Source organism: Bacteroidota bacterium (assembly GCA_016720935.1).
Lineage (GTDB): Bacteria > Bacteroidota > Bacteroidia > AKYH767-A > 2013-40CM-41-45 > JADKJP01.
On record JADKJP010000007.1, the window covers coordinates 914,368 to 929,434 of the forward strand.

18 protein-coding genes are annotated in these 15,067 nt (G+C 44.5%); 11 read left to right on the forward strand and 7 right to left on the reverse strand.

Annotation, left to right across the window (positions count from 1 at the left end):
* Positions 1-405: 405 nt before the first annotated feature.
* The 3 genes from IPP86_17795 (at position 406) to IPP86_17805 (ending at position 3,319) form a co-directional block, all read left to right on the forward strand.
* The gene (locus IPP86_17795) at positions 406-768 is read left to right on the forward strand and encodes a hypothetical protein (protein MBL0140355.1); all 363 of its coding nucleotides are present in this window, start codon (positions 406-408) and stop codon (positions 766-768) included.
* A 406-nt stretch (positions 769-1,174) separates the two neighbouring features.
* On the forward strand, positions 1,175-1,546 hold the full coding sequence (locus tag IPP86_17800; protein ID MBL0140356.1) for a hypothetical protein: 372 nt from the start codon (positions 1,175-1,177) through the stop codon (positions 1,544-1,546).
* 81 nt (positions 1,547-1,627) lie between these two features.
* Positions 1,628-3,319: an AAA family ATPase gene (locus tag IPP86_17805; GenBank protein ID MBL0140357.1), complete on the forward strand. Its 1,692-nt coding sequence runs from the start codon at positions 1,628-1,630 to the stop codon at positions 3,317-3,319.
* Between the two features lie 72 nt (positions 3,320-3,391).
* Here the strand turns inward: IPP86_17805 and IPP86_17810 are convergent, their stop codons facing one another.
* Entirely contained in the window at positions 3,392-3,829 is a 438-nt protein-coding gene (locus IPP86_17810; protein MBL0140358.1) for a hypothetical protein, read from the reverse strand.
* A 206-nt stretch (positions 3,830-4,035) separates the two neighbouring features.
* Here IPP86_17810 and IPP86_17815 point away from each other — a divergent pair, with 206 nt between their 5' ends.
* From IPP86_17815 to IPP86_17835, 5 genes are read left to right on the forward strand one after another with little or no spacing between them, the layout of a single operon-like run.
* The gene (locus tag IPP86_17815) at positions 4,036-4,611 is read left to right on the forward strand and encodes a hypothetical protein (GenBank protein MBL0140359.1); all 576 of its coding nucleotides are present in this window, start codon (positions 4,036-4,038) and stop codon (positions 4,609-4,611) included.
* A gap of 25 nt (positions 4,612-4,636) precedes the next feature.
* The gene (locus IPP86_17820; protein ID MBL0140360.1) at positions 4,637-5,503 is read left to right on the forward strand and encodes a hypothetical protein; all 867 of its coding nucleotides are present in this window, start codon (positions 4,637-4,639) and stop codon (positions 5,501-5,503) included.
* Positions 5,500-6,294 carry a hypothetical protein gene (locus tag IPP86_17825; protein ID MBL0140361.1) on the forward strand — a complete coding sequence of 265 codons (795 nt, stop codon included), beginning with the start codon at positions 5,500-5,502 and terminating at the stop codon, positions 6,292-6,294. Before IPP86_17820 ends, IPP86_17825 begins: the two co-directional genes overlap by 4 nt.
* Positions 6,248-7,255 carry a caspase family protein gene (locus IPP86_17830; GenBank protein MBL0140362.1) on the forward strand — a complete coding sequence of 336 codons (1,008 nt, stop codon included), beginning with the start codon at positions 6,248-6,250 and terminating at the stop codon, positions 7,253-7,255. The genes IPP86_17825 and IPP86_17830 overlap by 47 nt, the downstream gene beginning before the upstream one ends.
* A complete protein-coding gene (locus IPP86_17835) occupies positions 7,228-7,680 on the forward strand; it encodes a hypothetical protein (GenBank protein MBL0140363.1) in 453 nt (150 codons plus the stop codon). Before IPP86_17830 ends, IPP86_17835 begins: the two co-directional genes overlap by 28 nt.
* 112 nt (positions 7,681-7,792) lie before the next feature.
* Here IPP86_17835 and IPP86_17840 read toward each other — a convergent pair whose 3' ends face one another.
* Positions 7,793-8,389 (reverse strand): hypothetical protein, encoded by a 597-nt coding sequence (locus tag IPP86_17840; protein ID MBL0140364.1) that lies wholly within the window; start codon positions 8,387-8,389, stop codon positions 7,793-7,795.
* Between the two features lie 675 nt (positions 8,390-9,064).
* On the opposite strand from IPP86_17840, the gene IPP86_17845 reads away from it, so the two are divergent.
* The 3 genes from IPP86_17845 (at position 9,065) to IPP86_17855 (ending at position 11,173) form a co-directional block, all read left to right on the forward strand.
* The gene (locus IPP86_17845; protein ID MBL0140365.1) at positions 9,065-9,442 is read left to right on the forward strand and encodes a hypothetical protein; all 378 of its coding nucleotides are present in this window, start codon (positions 9,065-9,067) and stop codon (positions 9,440-9,442) included.
* A 411-nt stretch (positions 9,443-9,853) separates the two neighbouring features.
* A complete protein-coding gene (locus IPP86_17850) occupies positions 9,854-10,252 on the forward strand; it encodes a hypothetical protein (protein MBL0140366.1) in 399 nt (132 codons plus the stop codon).
* Positions 10,253-10,267: 15 nt separating this feature from the next.
* Positions 10,268-11,173, forward strand: coding sequence for a WYL domain-containing protein (locus IPP86_17855; protein MBL0140367.1), 906 nt, complete (start codon positions 10,268-10,270; stop codon positions 11,171-11,173).
* An 18-nt stretch (positions 11,174-11,191) separates the two neighbouring features.
* Here the strand turns inward: IPP86_17855 and IPP86_17860 are convergent, their stop codons facing one another.
* The 5 genes from IPP86_17860 to IPP86_17880 form a co-directional block, all read right to left on the reverse strand.
* Complete coding sequence (locus IPP86_17860; protein MBL0140368.1) at positions 11,192-12,334, reverse strand: AAA family ATPase; 1,143 nt, start codon at positions 12,332-12,334, stop codon at positions 11,192-11,194.
* Between the two features lie 526 nt (positions 12,335-12,860).
* On the reverse strand, positions 12,861-13,022 hold the full coding sequence (locus tag IPP86_17865) for a hypothetical protein (protein ID MBL0140369.1): 162 nt from the start codon (positions 13,020-13,022) through the stop codon (positions 12,861-12,863).
* Positions 13,023-13,272: 250 nt separating this feature from the next.
* Positions 13,273-13,668, reverse strand: a complete 396-nt coding sequence (locus tag IPP86_17870; GenBank protein MBL0140370.1) for a hypothetical protein — start codon at positions 13,666-13,668, stop codon at positions 13,273-13,275.
* 149 nt (positions 13,669-13,817) lie between these two features.
* The gene (locus IPP86_17875; protein ID MBL0140371.1) at positions 13,818-14,081 is read right to left on the reverse strand and encodes a hypothetical protein; all 264 of its coding nucleotides are present in this window, start codon (positions 14,079-14,081) and stop codon (positions 13,818-13,820) included.
* A gap of 99 nt (positions 14,082-14,180) precedes the next feature.
* A complete protein-coding gene (locus tag IPP86_17880) occupies positions 14,181-15,065 on the reverse strand; it encodes a DUF11 domain-containing protein (protein MBL0140372.1) in 885 nt (294 codons plus the stop codon).
* Between the last annotated feature and the right edge of the window lie 2 nt (positions 15,066-15,067).

Genomic DNA, 15,067 nt, shown 5'->3' on the forward strand with positions numbered 1-15,067 from the left:
GATCCGGTGGCATTGCCTGTGCGGAAAATGGCGCCGGGCAATCTGCCTGCAAGCATTTCGGCCAAACGAAGGAGAGCCGGACGATCCGCGTCCGGGAGATTGCGTGTGCCTTCCACGAGAATGACCGGATCCTTGCAGGAGGATATGTAATGAAGGAAGGAGGCGTAATCCATTGTGGTTAAATTTACTAAATTATGATATATTCAGAGGTACGGAACGTTATTAGTGGGAGTGGGTTTGGTTGTTGGTTGTTGGTTGTTGGCTGTTGGTTTTGAGTTATTGAGTTATTGAGTTATTGAGATATAGATAATTTAGAAACAGATCTTAGTGTATTGGTAGGTGGAATTTATGAAAATTCGGGGGGGGGGTGTGAGAACTTTTTCAGATTAATTAATATTTACGGACATGATGGATTTTTTTCCGAATGGGTACAATGAAGAAACGTACAGGGCCCTGTGGAATGACCTGCAGAAGGACCTGGACAGGGACCATAAATATTGCCGGCTCGCACAGGCCGGCATGCTGATCACCGGAATCACGATGCTGTTGGTTTTGATCATCGGGATGAATTACAAATGGCAGATCATCTTATGCGCTGTGGCAGGATTTGTCTTCTGCTTCCGGAAATGGAGGCATCACCGGATCATGTTCTCGATCTCCAAATTCATCCTGAACCGGCTCATCCAGGACATGCAGAAAAGCCTGGGCCTGCCGCATGTCTCCTTTGATACGGAACTCAAGGCAGCAAAAGAGAAGGCCGCCGGGTGACCGGGGTTCGCGACTTTTAAGTGGTGGTTTTTCTGTTATTGGTTATTGAGTTATTGAGTTATTGGTTATTGGGTTATTAAGTGGTTTTGCGGGACTGGCTATTTTATTTCCGGAGCCGAATGAAGGATTGCTTGGGTTAAACCAATTTTTTTCAGTTGAAATTGTATTTGAAAGAAAAATTGAAGGTGGGTTTTCAATAGCAACGCCCACTGTCGGATTTTTTCAATTCACCATTCCCTTAATAACCAACAATAACTAATAACCAAAGGTTACTTACAAAGCCGGAAGTCACTTCAGAAGAAAATCCACCGGTAAAAAAATTAAATCCCCTGCTGATATATCCGGGAGGGTCAGGCGTTATCAGGAAACAGCATTCACCGGCACCTCACCTCAAAATCAGACAAACATGGATTTCGACAGACTTACAGAGGATTCTTTGAACGAGAAAATACAACACGAATTGGAAGAAATGAAAGTAAGCATCCTTACAGAGCTCATTTCGCATCTCTATATTAAAAGTGTCGTTATTTTAAAAAAACCTCAACGCTGGGCGGTGACGATCGACTGCCTGGATCTCCAAAAGGAAAACATGGATGCCATTTGCAATGTCGTTTCAGCTTATAATTCCATGTTTGCGACGGCCGGCATCCGCTCTTCACTCTTGAAGGGTGATCAACCGCAAGGGCATCCCGACAGGATCATGCTTTATCTCCACATCGACAAGCAAAAATATCGTGAAATGATCATGGGCGATCCGTTTGACCGCAATTGGAGGTAAAGGGAAAAAGATCTCCGGAATCAGTATCCCGAATTGATATAAACCAGTCTTAGAAACGTCTAACACGAAAACAGGGGTCACATGAAAAACGAAAAAACCGGTACTGAAACTAAAACCTTACTTGAATTGATCCATAGTGTCTCAAACCGCCAGGATGTATCGGAGGATTTTGGGATCGACGGTGTGTTTCTCCTTGATGATGACGAGGAGGAATCAAAAACTGCATTGGCGGAACGTCTCGGCATGACCGGGGAAGAGGTGGCGGTCTTCGCGGTGCTGTTCGCCATGACCCTCGAAGACGGGGAAATTAACACGAATCAAATCGCACGAAAATTAAACTATACGCTGGCGCGTTACGATGAGTTAACCGCCATTCTCAATCGCTTACACGAAAAAGGCCTTGTGTTCAGATGTTACGATTTTCGAAACCGATATAGTTATATCGTCGGGCCGGAGATCCAAAGCAGGATCTTCGCAAACAAAGACGTCCTCGGGATGGAACTTAAAACCGATGCCTTTGGCCTTGCCGACATTGTCGCCTCCTATTTCAAATTGCTTCGGGAGGAGAAGATGGAAGCGGACATTATTTACAAATACCTCATAAAACTCACGGAGATAAATCCCTCCTTGCCCATTTCGAAAACCATCGAAAAATATTTGCTTTCCGAAGAGGAAGTAGTCCTTCTCTTTGCGTTGTACTGCAACAAGATCGAAGGGTACAGGTCCCTCAGCATGTCCTCCTACCTTTCCGACGTGTACAGAAAATATTCCCAACGCATGAATATTAAAAAAATGTTCCTTTTGGGAAATGCAAAAACGCTGGAGACCGGGCTTGTGAAATTAGAGGACGATCATTTCCAGGTCGGCGACAGCATTAGTCTCACCGAAGCAGGATTGGAAGCTCTTTTCGGAAATGACAAATCTCTTTTCGAAAAAAACGAACACGCATCCGCTTTTCCGGAGATGATCAACCCTGCCGGTCTTCCCGAGCGCAAACTCTTTTTCAACCCTTCGGAAAAGGAGGCCGTTGATTCTCTTCAACGTTTGTTGAGTGAAGCGGAATTTCCGGTCATTCAAAAAAATCTGTCCGCGGAAGGGATGATTCCCGGAATGGCGATCTTGCTTTATGGCGCGCCGGGAACGGGAAAGACCGAAACGGTGTACCAAAGCGCCCGTAACACGGGCCGTGAACTTTTTAAAGTGGAGATCAGCAGCATACGTGATAAATATGTGGGCGAATCGGAAAAAAGGACGCGCAAGATTTTTAACGACTACCGTCGCTGCATGAAAAAACCCGGGCCCATGCCCATTCTCTTCCTCAACGAGGCGGATGCGCTTATCAGCAACCGCATCACCGTATCGGATTCTGTGGATCAAATGAACAACACGATGCAAAACATTCTTCTCGAAGAGATGGAACGCTTTGAAGGCATTCTGTTTTGCACCACGAACCTGGAAATGAATCTTGATCCTGCTTTTGAACGACGTTTTCTTTACAAGATCAAATTCGAATTGCCCTCGGAAACTGTTCGCGCCGCCATTCTCCGTGACAGAATAAAGAACCTCAGCGAAGAGCAAGCCCTCAGGCTTTCGTCACTCTATCCTTTGTCAGGCGGTCAAGTTGACAATATTCACCGTAAACTCGTCACCGAACGATTGCTTACCGGAACGGAACCCACGATTGAATTTATTGAAAAAATCTGCACGCAAGAATCGATTCTCCGTCAGCCCTCGAGGAAAATCATCGGGGGCTTTCATACCCCCGGAAATTAAATTGAGGCAGATCCGATCGCAGGCAGGTGATTCATTCCATTTTTTTGGAAACCTGCCGGCGGTCGGGATAAACTATTTTTTCGGGGTACTGTGCTCCTCTTCGATGGCGAGGACATAATGATCCGCCAGGTAATTTTTCATAAAATCGTCGATGAGGTAAAGGAACAATTCGTCATCAATAAAAGCAGGATCATCGCAAGGTGAGTAGCCTCCCCCTCCCATATTTTCATTTCTGACAAGGTTATTCTTCCAATACATTAATTTAAAGATCGTACCCGGAACCTGCATCAGGCAATAGAGTACGACGAAGATGTCGGGATTCTCTCTGTCCCGGATCATAAAATTTACTTCTCCCATAGAACCATCATGGTCACTGGCAAACAATTTTATCTTGAAAAAATCCATACGATGACATTCGTACACTTTTGTCAGATGATCAGGATCCATATAACAATAAAAAGTCAGATGCCGACTGCGTTTAAGACGCTTGATGTTGTTTTTTTGAAGCATGTTGCAGGTGTTTTTAAAAATGATATTCGATATCCATCCGGGAGTCATTTGTACCGCACACCGGTCCTTCCCAAAAGGTAAAACGATCCACTTACGTTGAAATATCACAGGAGAGATATAAAAAAGAAAAAATAATTTCCACAGGATGATATAAATGAAACAGCAGGTCGTTATTGGATGAGTAACCTTCTAAATCCTCAACGAGCATGAAAAGATTTCCAATTCAAATCACAGGCCGGATCGCCGCAAAGGTCATCGCCTTCCTTGCCGTGTTTCCGGCACTCTTCTTCGCCTGCAAACCTTCCAAACCTCTTGCCAAAGTGGAAGAACAGGTGCGCATCGAAACGCCCTTCAGCGGGAGCCAGTACCACTCCGACAACAAATTCATCCGTGCGGTCTATTCCCACGAGAGTGAAGACATCTCCCAGGCCAAGACCAGGGCCCGGATGAAATCCGAACTGGCCATCGCCCAGACCGCAGGCTCACTTGTCAAGTCCTACCTGAAGGACTATACCGCGGAACGCAAGTTGGAAAAGACGGAGCTGAACAGTAATTACCAGGCCATCGGTGAACTCTGGACCCGTGAGCACCTGACCAACTGCATCGTCATCGGCGAGGAGCTCTACAAGAACAAGACGACGGGTCTGTACACCTACTGGGTCGCCATGGAAATGAACAGGAAGAGCTCTACACTAAAACGGTCAGCCGTATCAAGGCCGATGACCGTCTGCGTCAGGATTTTGACGAACAACAGTTCCGCAAGGTTTACGAGCAAGGAATAAACGAACTCCAAAAGGAACAAAATCAATGAACCTTCAGTGGTATCTCGTTTGCATCGCGCTGCTCCTGTCTGCTGCCGGAGCGGCTGCACAGCAACAGCCGGTACCGTGCCGGGGTTCGGCAGAACTGCCATTGCGGGAGGAGCAATCGATCCGTGCATTGAAAGCAGAACTGCTGGCCGCGGCACGCCTGGATGCCATGGGCAGGGTCCGGGGAACGGATATCGCTTCCATACAAACCAGTCTTATTGCTTCTGCAAATCCGCATGATTCCGGCATGAGCGACAGCTTCAGATCCTTCAGCCAGTCACTCATCGCCGGACGCTGGGCCGGAGATGCGGACCTGCCGCTGTTCACTCCATTCATTGGCCGCGATGGCCGGCCCTGGATGCGGGCGGAAGTGAGCGGGTTTGTATTTCCAGTAGGATACGAAAGGAATGTCGCGAAATGCTTCATTTCACTTTCCGGCAGAAGTGAGGAGCAAACCGTCTTCCGGGAAGGGGATGCCTTTACGATTCATATTGAATCCGGACAATTCGGAAGGTTGGATGTGTTCATTGAATCGGATCTTTCAGATACCGTGTTCGTTCCGGAAGACGCGGCCATCACAGTTCGAAATGAGAAACTGTTGAGCATACCGCCGGATGACGGCTCCGCGTGTGGCAACCTGGTCTTCACCGGCAACGACACGAACGGGCCCTCCGTGCACCGCTTCCATTTCCTGTTCTCTCCTCTTGTGGATCTGCCATCCGGCGCAGCAGGGAAAAAGGCCGGCATCTACCCGCTCCGCTTCCTCTCCCGGCAGGAATTCTATGAACTGTTGTTGAAACGGCTCTCGGAAGAAAACCCCGCGCCGGATTATGAAATTGCCGATGTAACCGTATATCCACGATGAAGAGCATAGACCTATTTTCCGTTTGCCTCCTGCTTGTCGCACTTTGGTTGATGCCATCTGCTCGAGCAGCCATGCCCGGCAATGTGCATATCAGCCAGGTCAGCAACACGGTCGTGGTCACCTACGACCTCATCGGAAGTCCGGAAGAACGCTGCGACATTCGCATTGTCTTTCAGGCCCGCACTATACAACGAAGCATCGTTCCGATCAACCTGTGGGGCGATCTGAAAAATGTCGTACCGGGTCCAGGAAAAACGATCACCTGGGATGCCGGTGCAGATCTGGGGTCCTGGTCGGGAGAAATAAAAGCGGTGATCACCGTCTTGCCCGCTGCCTGGATGCCTTCTACTGTCGTTAGGGATGCTTCCGCAGGAGGACCTTCGAACGCATTGCTCTCCGCCTTTTGCCCCGGGCTGGGAGACATGTTCGTGAACGGAGACGATGCGGTGATGATCAAACCGGGATACATCACGCTTGGCTTCCTTGCGTCACTTGGCTGTGCCTTCTATTCGCGCGAACAGATGAAAAACAATTACACCGCCTATCATTCCGCTGTGCAGCAATACGAGATCAACGGCTATTATGAAAAGGCAGAGTACTACCGGAAAAATGCCAACTTCTTTACCGGGATGGCGGCCTGTATCTGGGCGGGAGATGTTCTCCGTGTTCTCCTAAAAGGAATCAGTAATACGAGTGGAGGCCGCGGAGGGTTGAAGTCAACTACACAGACTGTATTTGATGTATATGCAGGTCCTGCCGGCGCAAGCGCAAGGCTTTGCTTCCGGTTTTAATCACAACACGATGGATCACAAGAAACAACTGTTCTGCTGCTGCTGCTGCTTTCTCTTGCTGCAACCCACTGCTTGTCCGGCCCAGACGGCCGAATCGGGATACACTTACATCAGCATTGGGAAAAGCTCCGTGAAATCAGAACCGGAGTCGAATACCCTTTTTCCGGTTGATGTGGATTCTCCGCTTCCCTTGAAAGCAAGGGCCAACTTCAACCGCTTTGCACTCATCATCGGGAATGAAAACTATGCCGCCTATGGACATGGGCTGAGCAACACCGAATACGCCGTCCGTGATGCAGAATCATTCCGGATGTATGCTGTGAGCCTGCTCGGAATTCCCGAAGAGAATATTTTCTTCCGCACCGATGTTTCCGCCGGCACGATGGAAGGACTGCTGAAGCGATTCGTGCAGGCGGCCTCCATGGCAGCAGGAAAACCGGAACTTTTTGTTTACTACTCAGGTCACGGTATGCCGGGGACCCAGGACGGCGAGAGTTTCCTCCTGCCGGTGGATGCCGATCTGATCTCCCTGGAAAGTTCCCTGAGCCTCCGAAGGCTCATGACCGATATCGCATCCACCCCTGCTTCCCGCATCGTCCTTTTTCTGGATGCCTGTTTCTCGGGAGCCGGCCGCAGCGGGAATGTATTGCTTTCCTCCCGTGGTGTCGGATACCTTTCTTCTCCTGCGGCAGTTCCGGAACGGACTGTCGTATTCTCGGCAGGAACAGCCCGTCAGCCTGCCCTGTGTTACCGGGAGGCTGAACACGGTTTGTTCACTTATTGCCTGTTAAAATCGCTTCGCTACAACGGTCGCGGACTGCAACTTGGTGCACTCGTTGATGAAGTCAGCAGGGAGGTCGAAGCCGCTTCCATTCGTATCAACGGCAGTGTACAAAAACCATCCCTGCGTTCCGGCTTTGATGTACGTACCGAATGGCATTCCTGGAAGATCAAAGACTAAATCAGATGAAAAAGAAAATTCTGCTCCTCCTGGCCTTCTTTACAGGCGTTCTCATTTCCTGCGAAAAGGAGCCTCTCCAAAGGGACAATGTCATGGATGAATTCCTTGACAACTCCAACGGCCACTATGCTTTTCCAAACGTAAGCGACGGTTCGGTGAGCGGTATCTATGCGAACGGGGCGATCTTCGACGGAAAAGTCGTCTCCGACGGTGGCAGTGCGGTCACTGCGCGGGGAATATGCTATAATTATAGCGGAAATCCATCCCTTGCTTTTTACACGATCCAGTCCGGCGGCGGAACCGGGGATTACCGCTGTATCCTGGAAGGACTTCTTCCGGGTTACACCTATTACCTGCGCGCCTACGCCACCAATGCCCTTGGAACAGTTTACGGGTATGAAATTTCATTTACCACGACGAGGTGAGGACAAGGTAAATTAATAAATATTAATAGAACAAAAGTTTGCAAACCGAACTACTTTAACTCTGTCTCCAAAATAAATGATGGACTAGTATGCATAAAAGAACCTTTAGAATTTAAAGATTATTAATCCACTCTACAGTATTTTCCTCTGTAACAGAAATTAAATAGTATACTAAACCAAACTTTCTACTTTCCAATTGCTTCGGCCAAATTCCTTTCATAATTTTTCCATCAGGAAAATCGTTAAACCAAGATTGAAGCCATTCATACTGCATTTGCGTTGGATTGTTCCACCAGTTATAGAGCTGATCTTTGCCACCAGCAATAAATAACCCGTATCTTGAAAAGTCATCCAACTGTAACTGAGTTTGTCTATGATCGGATTTCAAAAAAGTGAAAAAATCATCCTTTACTGATACTCTCCAAAAATCTTCTTCGTAACTATCCCAGTTTTGTTGAAACTTAACTTCAACCTGGCACGTCCATTTATTTTCCTCACATACCAAAATCAAATCACGTCTGGCTCCGGATTCATTCATATTACATTCAGAATAAACTTTCAGTTTCCATTTTGATGCAATTTCTGCAATAGAAAGTGAAATATTATTCTCATGAGGAAAACCTCCTTTTTTAGTGGGCCAAAAATATTCACATTTTTCATTTAAATTAGAATAAATATCGGCAATAAATTTTTCGATAGTGTTTTTCATAGGCACGTATTTTTAACATCACTTTTTTCAGGTTATTTACCTGTAGTAAAGCATAAAATAGACTAATGAACAAAGGTATATATATTTTCAGGAAGTCAATTTTCATACTACATATTTTTCCACACTACGACACCTTTTGTCGCTCACTTACCTACTTTTGTATTCGTATTTAATAACCCTCGTTCAATTGAACCATTCATACTGATTCTACCTCTAAAATAGAACGCAATGGGTACCACGAACCATTTGGAAAATCAACCGAGGGACAAGCTGCTCGGAGAGCTAAAGAAGGCAGGAAAGGATTATGAAGATGCCCACTTCCACAACTTACTGCTGTTAAAGAAGTACGGACCGAACCTATTTGAAGACGACGGGACAATCGTCACGTTCTGTAATAGCAAAGAGTACCGTCGGCCCGGTCGAACTTTCATCCTGAATACCATTAAGCACTTTGAGTCGAAGGACGAACCGGCATGGTACAGGGTCTGCGCCAAACTAAAGCTCGTACTGGATTGTTACGATGAAAAGTTTGTAAATAAAAAGTCACAGGAAAATTCCTGAGACTTTTTATTTACATCATCGATTTCTTTGCGACATATTTTGTCGTCAGGAAAGAGTATATTTGTGTTGCCAATTATTTCACCTATTTGAATAACTAATCTAATTCCTAAAACTGTGCTCGATCTGAAAAAATACCAAAACATCCTTGATGCAAATAAAAAAAGAAATGATATAGAGTATGCTCCAGACCATAAATCTCCTGATGATAATGAAGGCATAGGATTTGCACTTGACAGACCAATTGTTCCTGAAATATGGAATCAGTTAAGTTTAAAAATTCTATTCATACTTAAAGAGACTTATGGCATGGACGGATGTGACACTTGCAAAATAATGGGGAATCCCGACAAATTTAACGACTCCAAAACTAACCTGCAGATTTCTAAAGTCTCCTATTGCATTCACGAAACGATAGCAAATGGAGTTGTCCCGTCTGTTGAAAATACAAATAACTTGAGCCTCGGCACCTTAAAAGAATCATTTTCAAAATAGCGATAGTTGAAGTTAAAAAAACATCTGGCGAAACCACAAGTAACGATAGTATAATTCGAGATCATTCGCGATTCAATAAGGAATTTCTTTCTCAACAAATACAACTTATAAATCCGCAAATAATTATTTGTGGTGGCTTGGTAACTTGGCATGCTCTAACTCTCGACTCTGGTTTGTTTGATCGGCAAATATTTAATCTTACTGACGATCGTAAGGCATATAAGTGCAGAGAACAAGTTATTTATAATGGTTACCACCCATCCTTTTACAAATTCAAGCCTGTTGAAGTGGCAACCACAATATATAATCTCTGGAAAATAGTTAACTGAAATTTTCTTTAGATTAATGATTATTACCTAAGTCGATTATGGTTATTTAACGCTGACGCTAGTTTTCAATTTTTAAAAGCAAATGTCAACTTTCAAAACAACCCTCGAACAAAGAGTTCAGCAAATTCTTCCTGATCTGTTGGAACGGGAAAAAGAGGTACGGATAAATACCAAAAGTTTCGTTTATTCCGGGTTGAGTGAAGTGGATTTGTCGGCTTATCAGGTTGCATTCCTGGAGTTATTTTTCGAGAACCGTGACGAACTATTCAAGGACATAAACAAAGAACTCGATGCCTTTTTCCTGAACCATGAAGAATCGAAAGGAGCAACATTTGAAGGTCTAATCCTTCCGTCTGACAATTCGAGTGAATGGAGCTACAGGATCGGGCTGATGAACGGTTCGGACACAAGGTCTTTTCTGAACTTTCATTTTATGGAATGGACATTCGTAAACCACGATTATATTTGTGAACCCGCTTGAAAATACAAACAACACATGTCCAATACCAAACGTCGCTTCTTCCTTCGCTACATCGCCATCATACAGAAACTCCGTTCCGGGGAGGCGTCTTTCGAAGATATAAAAAAGATGGTTTCAAATCAGAACGAGATCAGCGGGGAGGAATTCGAACTCTCCAAGCGCACCTTCCAGCGTGACCTGAACGATATCCGTACCATTTTCAACATTGACATCCGTACCAACAACCGCAACAATTATTACATCACGGAAGAGGAAGGTGACACCCTCCGTTCCCGCATGCTGGAGACCTTCGATCATTTCGATCTGCTCTACAGGGCAAAACACAAGTCGAAGTATATCTTCTATGAAAAAAGGACACCTGCCGGTACAGGCAACTTTTACCTATTCCTCCATGCCATCCACAATCGCCTCCTCGTTCGTTTCAAACACGAGAAATTCTGGCAAGACGGCTTCACGGAAAGAGTGGTGGAGCCTTATGCCCTGAAGGAAAGCCACCACCGCTGGTACCTGCTGGCCCTGGACAGGAAAGACGGAAAAGTAAAAACCTTCGGCATGGACAGGATCTCTGACGCAGAGACGACCCGTGAAAAATTCAGGTATCCCAAAGAACTCAATGTAGAGGAGATGTTCAGGTATTCATTCGGGATCATGACCGATGAAAAGAGCAAACCCGTCGAGATCGTCCTTTCCTTTGATCCCGAAGAGGGCAAATACGTCCGCTCCCTTCGCCTCCACGACTCCCAGGAAGTCCTCGTGGATTCCAAAGAAGAATACCGTATTCGTCTTACCATGTACATCACTTTTGACCTGGTCAAGGAATTACTTTCCTTTGGCAGTACGCTCACTGTTCTGTCGCCCAATAAACTGAGGACCGAAATGACGGAACAATTCGAAAAAGCATTGGTGAATTACAAGAGCTGAGTTTTTCCGTTTCTGATTTCAGGCCGCTGCATCCTGACCCACCTGGAAGCCAATGGGCCTTTTGACCTCCACCAGGTTATTCGTAAAATTCTCTCGGGTATTGTAGATCTCGGCCAATGTCATCGCGCCGGACACCGGATGATCTGCCACACCCAGCCTTTCAAGCAAGCGCCCCGACTTCATCGCATCCAGCGCATTGAACTCGTACGCCGCGATGAGCCTGCCTTTGCGCAACAGGGCGCTATCGACATTGCTGATTTTCGTATTGAACGTACAGATCACCTGTATGCCCAGGCTCTCGCCGAGGATGCCATCCGTAAGGTTCAGCAGCATGGAGATCCCGGATTCATTGTGACTGTCGCGGGACTTGATCAAATCCTCTGCGTCCTCAATAACAAGGATTGAATCCTTATTATCGATAAGGAAACCCATCATGGAAGGTGAATCCAGGTTGCCGGCTACTCTTGAAGGCAGAAAGATCACCCGCTTGCGTACACAATGCACAAGGAAACGGATATAGGTGGATTTTCCCGTCCCTGGCGTACCGTGGAAGAGGACGAGGCCGCTCCCCTCCTTCTTGTTCAACTGCTTAACGATCTCGCGATGCAAGGGCGCCAGGTCGTCGTTGTAATTGAGTTCAAGGCTGAGTTTAGGCTTCTTGTTCCTGATGTCCACACAGCGGAAGCCCATGCCGTCATCGATGAGGACGCTGACATCGTGGGTGGTATTCCGCCTCTTGCAGAACTGGCGCAAATGCGTGCAAAGTTCTTGCGCTGCCTGTTCCTTTTCTCCGCTGAAAAGCACGGCCACCGAGCCGTCATTTTCCGTGTCGAGAAGGAGGCCGTCATTAAAAAGATATATGAAATTAATTGGAATAACTTTGCCGCTGCGCTTATCAAACTTTTCCTTGGTGTGTCTCGCCGTGATCCTTCCTTTGTAAGTACTTTCGACCCATGCTATCAATTTTTTATGATCAGCGCCGTGCATGTATTTAATGCTCGGAATCACCCCAAAATAGGAATAGAAGACACGGTAACAGCTGATAAATGTTGACCGGTCATCGAAGACATTCATCGCTTGTACCTTGATCGACAAGAATTCGGAGCCTGGGGCAGCATTGCCCTCCACCTCATTGAGGGGCTTTATTGTTGATACTTGCATGTAAGGGAGAAGATTATTTGTCGTACAAAGATAGCGAGCCACGGCGCCAAAATGTGTCGCCGAGTACCAGATGTTGGTAAATCGCAAAAACATTTAGAATCAGGTTTTAAAATTTTCTGACAAAGGGCTGCAATTCAAACCTGAATTTTTGTCGTTTTAATGAGGCCTATATAAACTCCGGATGCTTCAATTACACCATGAAATTTTGAACAAGTGCCTTCTAAATAGATGCTTAAAATATAAGTGAATGCTATCAGAAATTGTGTTTCAAAACAAACAAAAAATGAGCTCAAACCGTCCTACGTATTATATTTACATTACCTAAAGTCCAATTGATACATCCCAAATATGGCAAAGTTGTCAACCTACTTTTTGACCCTTTTCTTCTTTTTCCCACTTTATCTATGGTCACAAAATAAAGTGAGTAGAATTAACGTCGCTGAAGATAATCGAACCAAGGAGGTGATGGATAGTTTTCAGGCAAGAGCTAAATACAAATTAGATAGCATTTGTATTTACGCATTTACTAATGAGATAGTAGTACATGACTAAAAGCTTCTTCTCTTGCAATTATCGGATTCTCATTTTCAAACAGTTTTTCGTCAACAATAAAATCGATCTTGTCCTTTGTTTCGTAACGAATCATTTTAACCTTGATTGCATAGTGCAAGGCTGCTGAAACACTCATGGATTTTACTATTTAACAATGGGTTATGAACAAAAACTCGTCGGTCGACATCTAAAACCGAAAGATAGGATAAAGGGGAAAAGTAACAAGAATTGGAAATTGTAGGCAACCAATAAATTCATTAGTTTCTCCTATAACAACTGGAATTTTTCAGATTTAATAACGTTCTGCAAAAGGCTGTAAGCAGCTGCCGGTGGCGTTCTCGAAGAAGGATGATAATAATCAATCACCTTCGGTTTTTGGAAGTTCCCTATTTCAATCGCACATCCAGAGCTTGACGATTTTGCATCTGGAAAAGCTTATCTCTTAAATCCGTCCAAAAGGACATGCCGAGAATTATTATTTCGGGGTCTGTGATTTCTATCTGTTCCTTCAAATAATCATGGCATTTGATGAGATGTGAGTCAATCTCTGAGTATTTTGAACTTCCGGCACCACCAATTTTCTTGATATTCATTAATGATGTATGCAACAGCGCTTGATGGGTAGCTTTTACATCAGTCCAGACATCATCATAGGGTGGAAAATTATTAAGGATGCCATAACTCCATTCAGCCAGGCGATATGTGAATTGATACCCAATTTCATCCTTCCACCATTCACGAAAATCTCCCGGCTTTTGTTCAGGATTGTTCGGCTCTTTCATCAGGTAAAGGATCTTTACCGGAGCCCGGTCATAAAGGGACTCGTTCAGGATTCCGTCTTTAACAAATTTACCCTTGTATCCTGGAATTGAACGTTCCCATCTTTCGAAGAGGTTTTCTAGCTTTTCAGTTTTAGTTGTCTGCCCCCATATTAACCAATCCGATTTTGAAGTTTATGTGACTTATTCTTCCATCCCGCGGAACTCTTTGAATTCACGTACTGAATTTTGACATCAGGGAAGCTTGTTACGAATTTCACCTTTTTCTTTGGAAATGAGTTATCAAAATACCAGATACAGTCGCTGTGATCAGCCTCTGATTTCATTTTAGTAACATAAACACAAAGGTCGGGTGAAGATGTTACAATCTGGACTTTGAAGTCCTGGAATGATGTTACTTCTTTTAGAATTGCCATGTTTCAATTATTTAATATTATCGGCTACCATCAAGATGACACAATTCAACTTTCAATAAATAGACAAAGATTGAACATTAACCTTGCTAAATTCAATAATTATTCCTTCAAAATTTTTATCTGAGATACATTTAAACCCGAAGTGATTTCAATTATATACACTCCTACAATATATTCATTAAGAGGTATTAATATTCGTTCATTCCGATATAAATATCGATTCAATTCTTGTCCATAAATATTTCTAACCACCAACAATCTAGACTCACACTTCTGATCAGAAGTGATATTAACAAAACCGGAAGCCGGATTCGGGGAAATTGCAAATCCCGAATTCAAATAATCATTTTTAATTCCAACCGTAGTTACATTGATCTGATCGCATGACACATCCCGTTCACAATCACTATTTGAAACAAGGCAAACATCGTATGTTCCATTCTGAAAGTACTGATGTACGGGGTTAATTGCAGTATCTGCCGAACCGTCTCCGAAATTCCAATAGTAAATGTGTGCATTGGAACTTGCATTGAAGAATTGGACTTGACCTCCATTATCCACATAAGTGAAGTCAGATACTACAGTATCACAGACTGTGTTTTCAGTTGTGTTTGTAACTACCGGTTCGTTGAAATCAAAATATATTTGAGAAGTATTAGAAATAACTGAACCAGGCAAATTCCCTACTTTTTGATTTATCCTGAACGTAACGTAACCATGACTATCAGGCTCATTTGTAGTGCTGTCAGGTAAAACAATGTCGTTGAAAACCCATTCTGCAATTCCTGACCCATACATATTGAACGAGCATGGATGAGACGACTGTCCGTTTCTAAAAGAAGTTATATCAAGCTTATCAGAAAGCGTATCTCTTATCATTACAGTGTAAGCTGGTGCATTTCCGGTATTTTGAAATCTTATCGTATACTCTAATTCATCAGATCTTGATGTCAGATGATTTGAACCTAATCCACTTGGAGACACTC

Excerpts from the sequence above, each read along its gene's own strand:
- IPP86_17795 (MBL0140355.1), top strand. The coding sequence starts at position 406 with ATGATGGATTTTTTTCCGAATGGGTACAATGAAGAAACGTACAGGGCC.
- IPP86_17800 (MBL0140356.1), top strand. The coding sequence starts at position 1,175 with ATGGATTTCGACAGACTTACAGAGGATTCTTTGAACGAGAAAATACAA.
- IPP86_17805 (MBL0140357.1), top strand. The coding sequence starts at position 1,628 with ATGAAAAACGAAAAAACCGGTACTGAAACTAAAACCTTACTTGAATTG.
- IPP86_17810 (MBL0140358.1), bottom strand. The coding sequence starts at position 3,829 with ATGCTTCAAAAAAACAACATCAAGCGTCTTAAACGCAGTCGGCATCTG.
- IPP86_17815 (MBL0140359.1), top strand. The coding sequence starts at position 4,036 with ATGAAAAGATTTCCAATTCAAATCACAGGCCGGATCGCCGCAAAGGTC.
- IPP86_17820 (MBL0140360.1), top strand. The coding sequence starts at position 4,637 with ATGAACCTTCAGTGGTATCTCGTTTGCATCGCGCTGCTCCTGTCTGCT.
- IPP86_17825 (MBL0140361.1), top strand. The coding sequence starts at position 5,500 with ATGAAGAGCATAGACCTATTTTCCGTTTGCCTCCTGCTTGTCGCACTT.
- IPP86_17830 (MBL0140362.1), top strand. The coding sequence starts at position 6,248 with ATGCAGGTCCTGCCGGCGCAAGCGCAAGGCTTTGCTTCCGGTTTTAAT.
- IPP86_17835 (MBL0140363.1), top strand. The coding sequence starts at position 7,228 with ATGGCATTCCTGGAAGATCAAAGACTAAATCAGATGAAAAAGAAAATT.
- IPP86_17840 (MBL0140364.1), bottom strand. The coding sequence starts at position 8,389 with ATGAAAAACACTATCGAAAAATTTATTGCCGATATTTATTCTAATTTA.
- IPP86_17850 (MBL0140366.1), top strand. The coding sequence starts at position 9,854 with ATGTCAACTTTCAAAACAACCCTCGAACAAAGAGTTCAGCAAATTCTT.
- IPP86_17855 (MBL0140367.1), top strand. The coding sequence starts at position 10,268 with ATGTCCAATACCAAACGTCGCTTCTTCCTTCGCTACATCGCCATCATA.
- IPP86_17860 (MBL0140368.1), bottom strand. The coding sequence starts at position 12,334 with ATGCAAGTATCAACAATAAAGCCCCTCAATGAGGTGGAGGGCAATGCT.
- IPP86_17865 (MBL0140369.1), bottom strand. The coding sequence starts at position 13,022 with ATGAGTGTTTCAGCAGCCTTGCACTATGCAATCAAGGTTAAAATGATT.
- IPP86_17870 (MBL0140370.1), bottom strand. The coding sequence starts at position 13,668 with ATGAAAGAGCCGAACAATCCTGAACAAAAGCCGGGAGATTTTCGTGAA.
- IPP86_17875 (MBL0140371.1), bottom strand. The coding sequence starts at position 14,081 with ATGGCAATTCTAAAAGAAGTAACATCATTCCAGGACTTCAAAGTCCAG.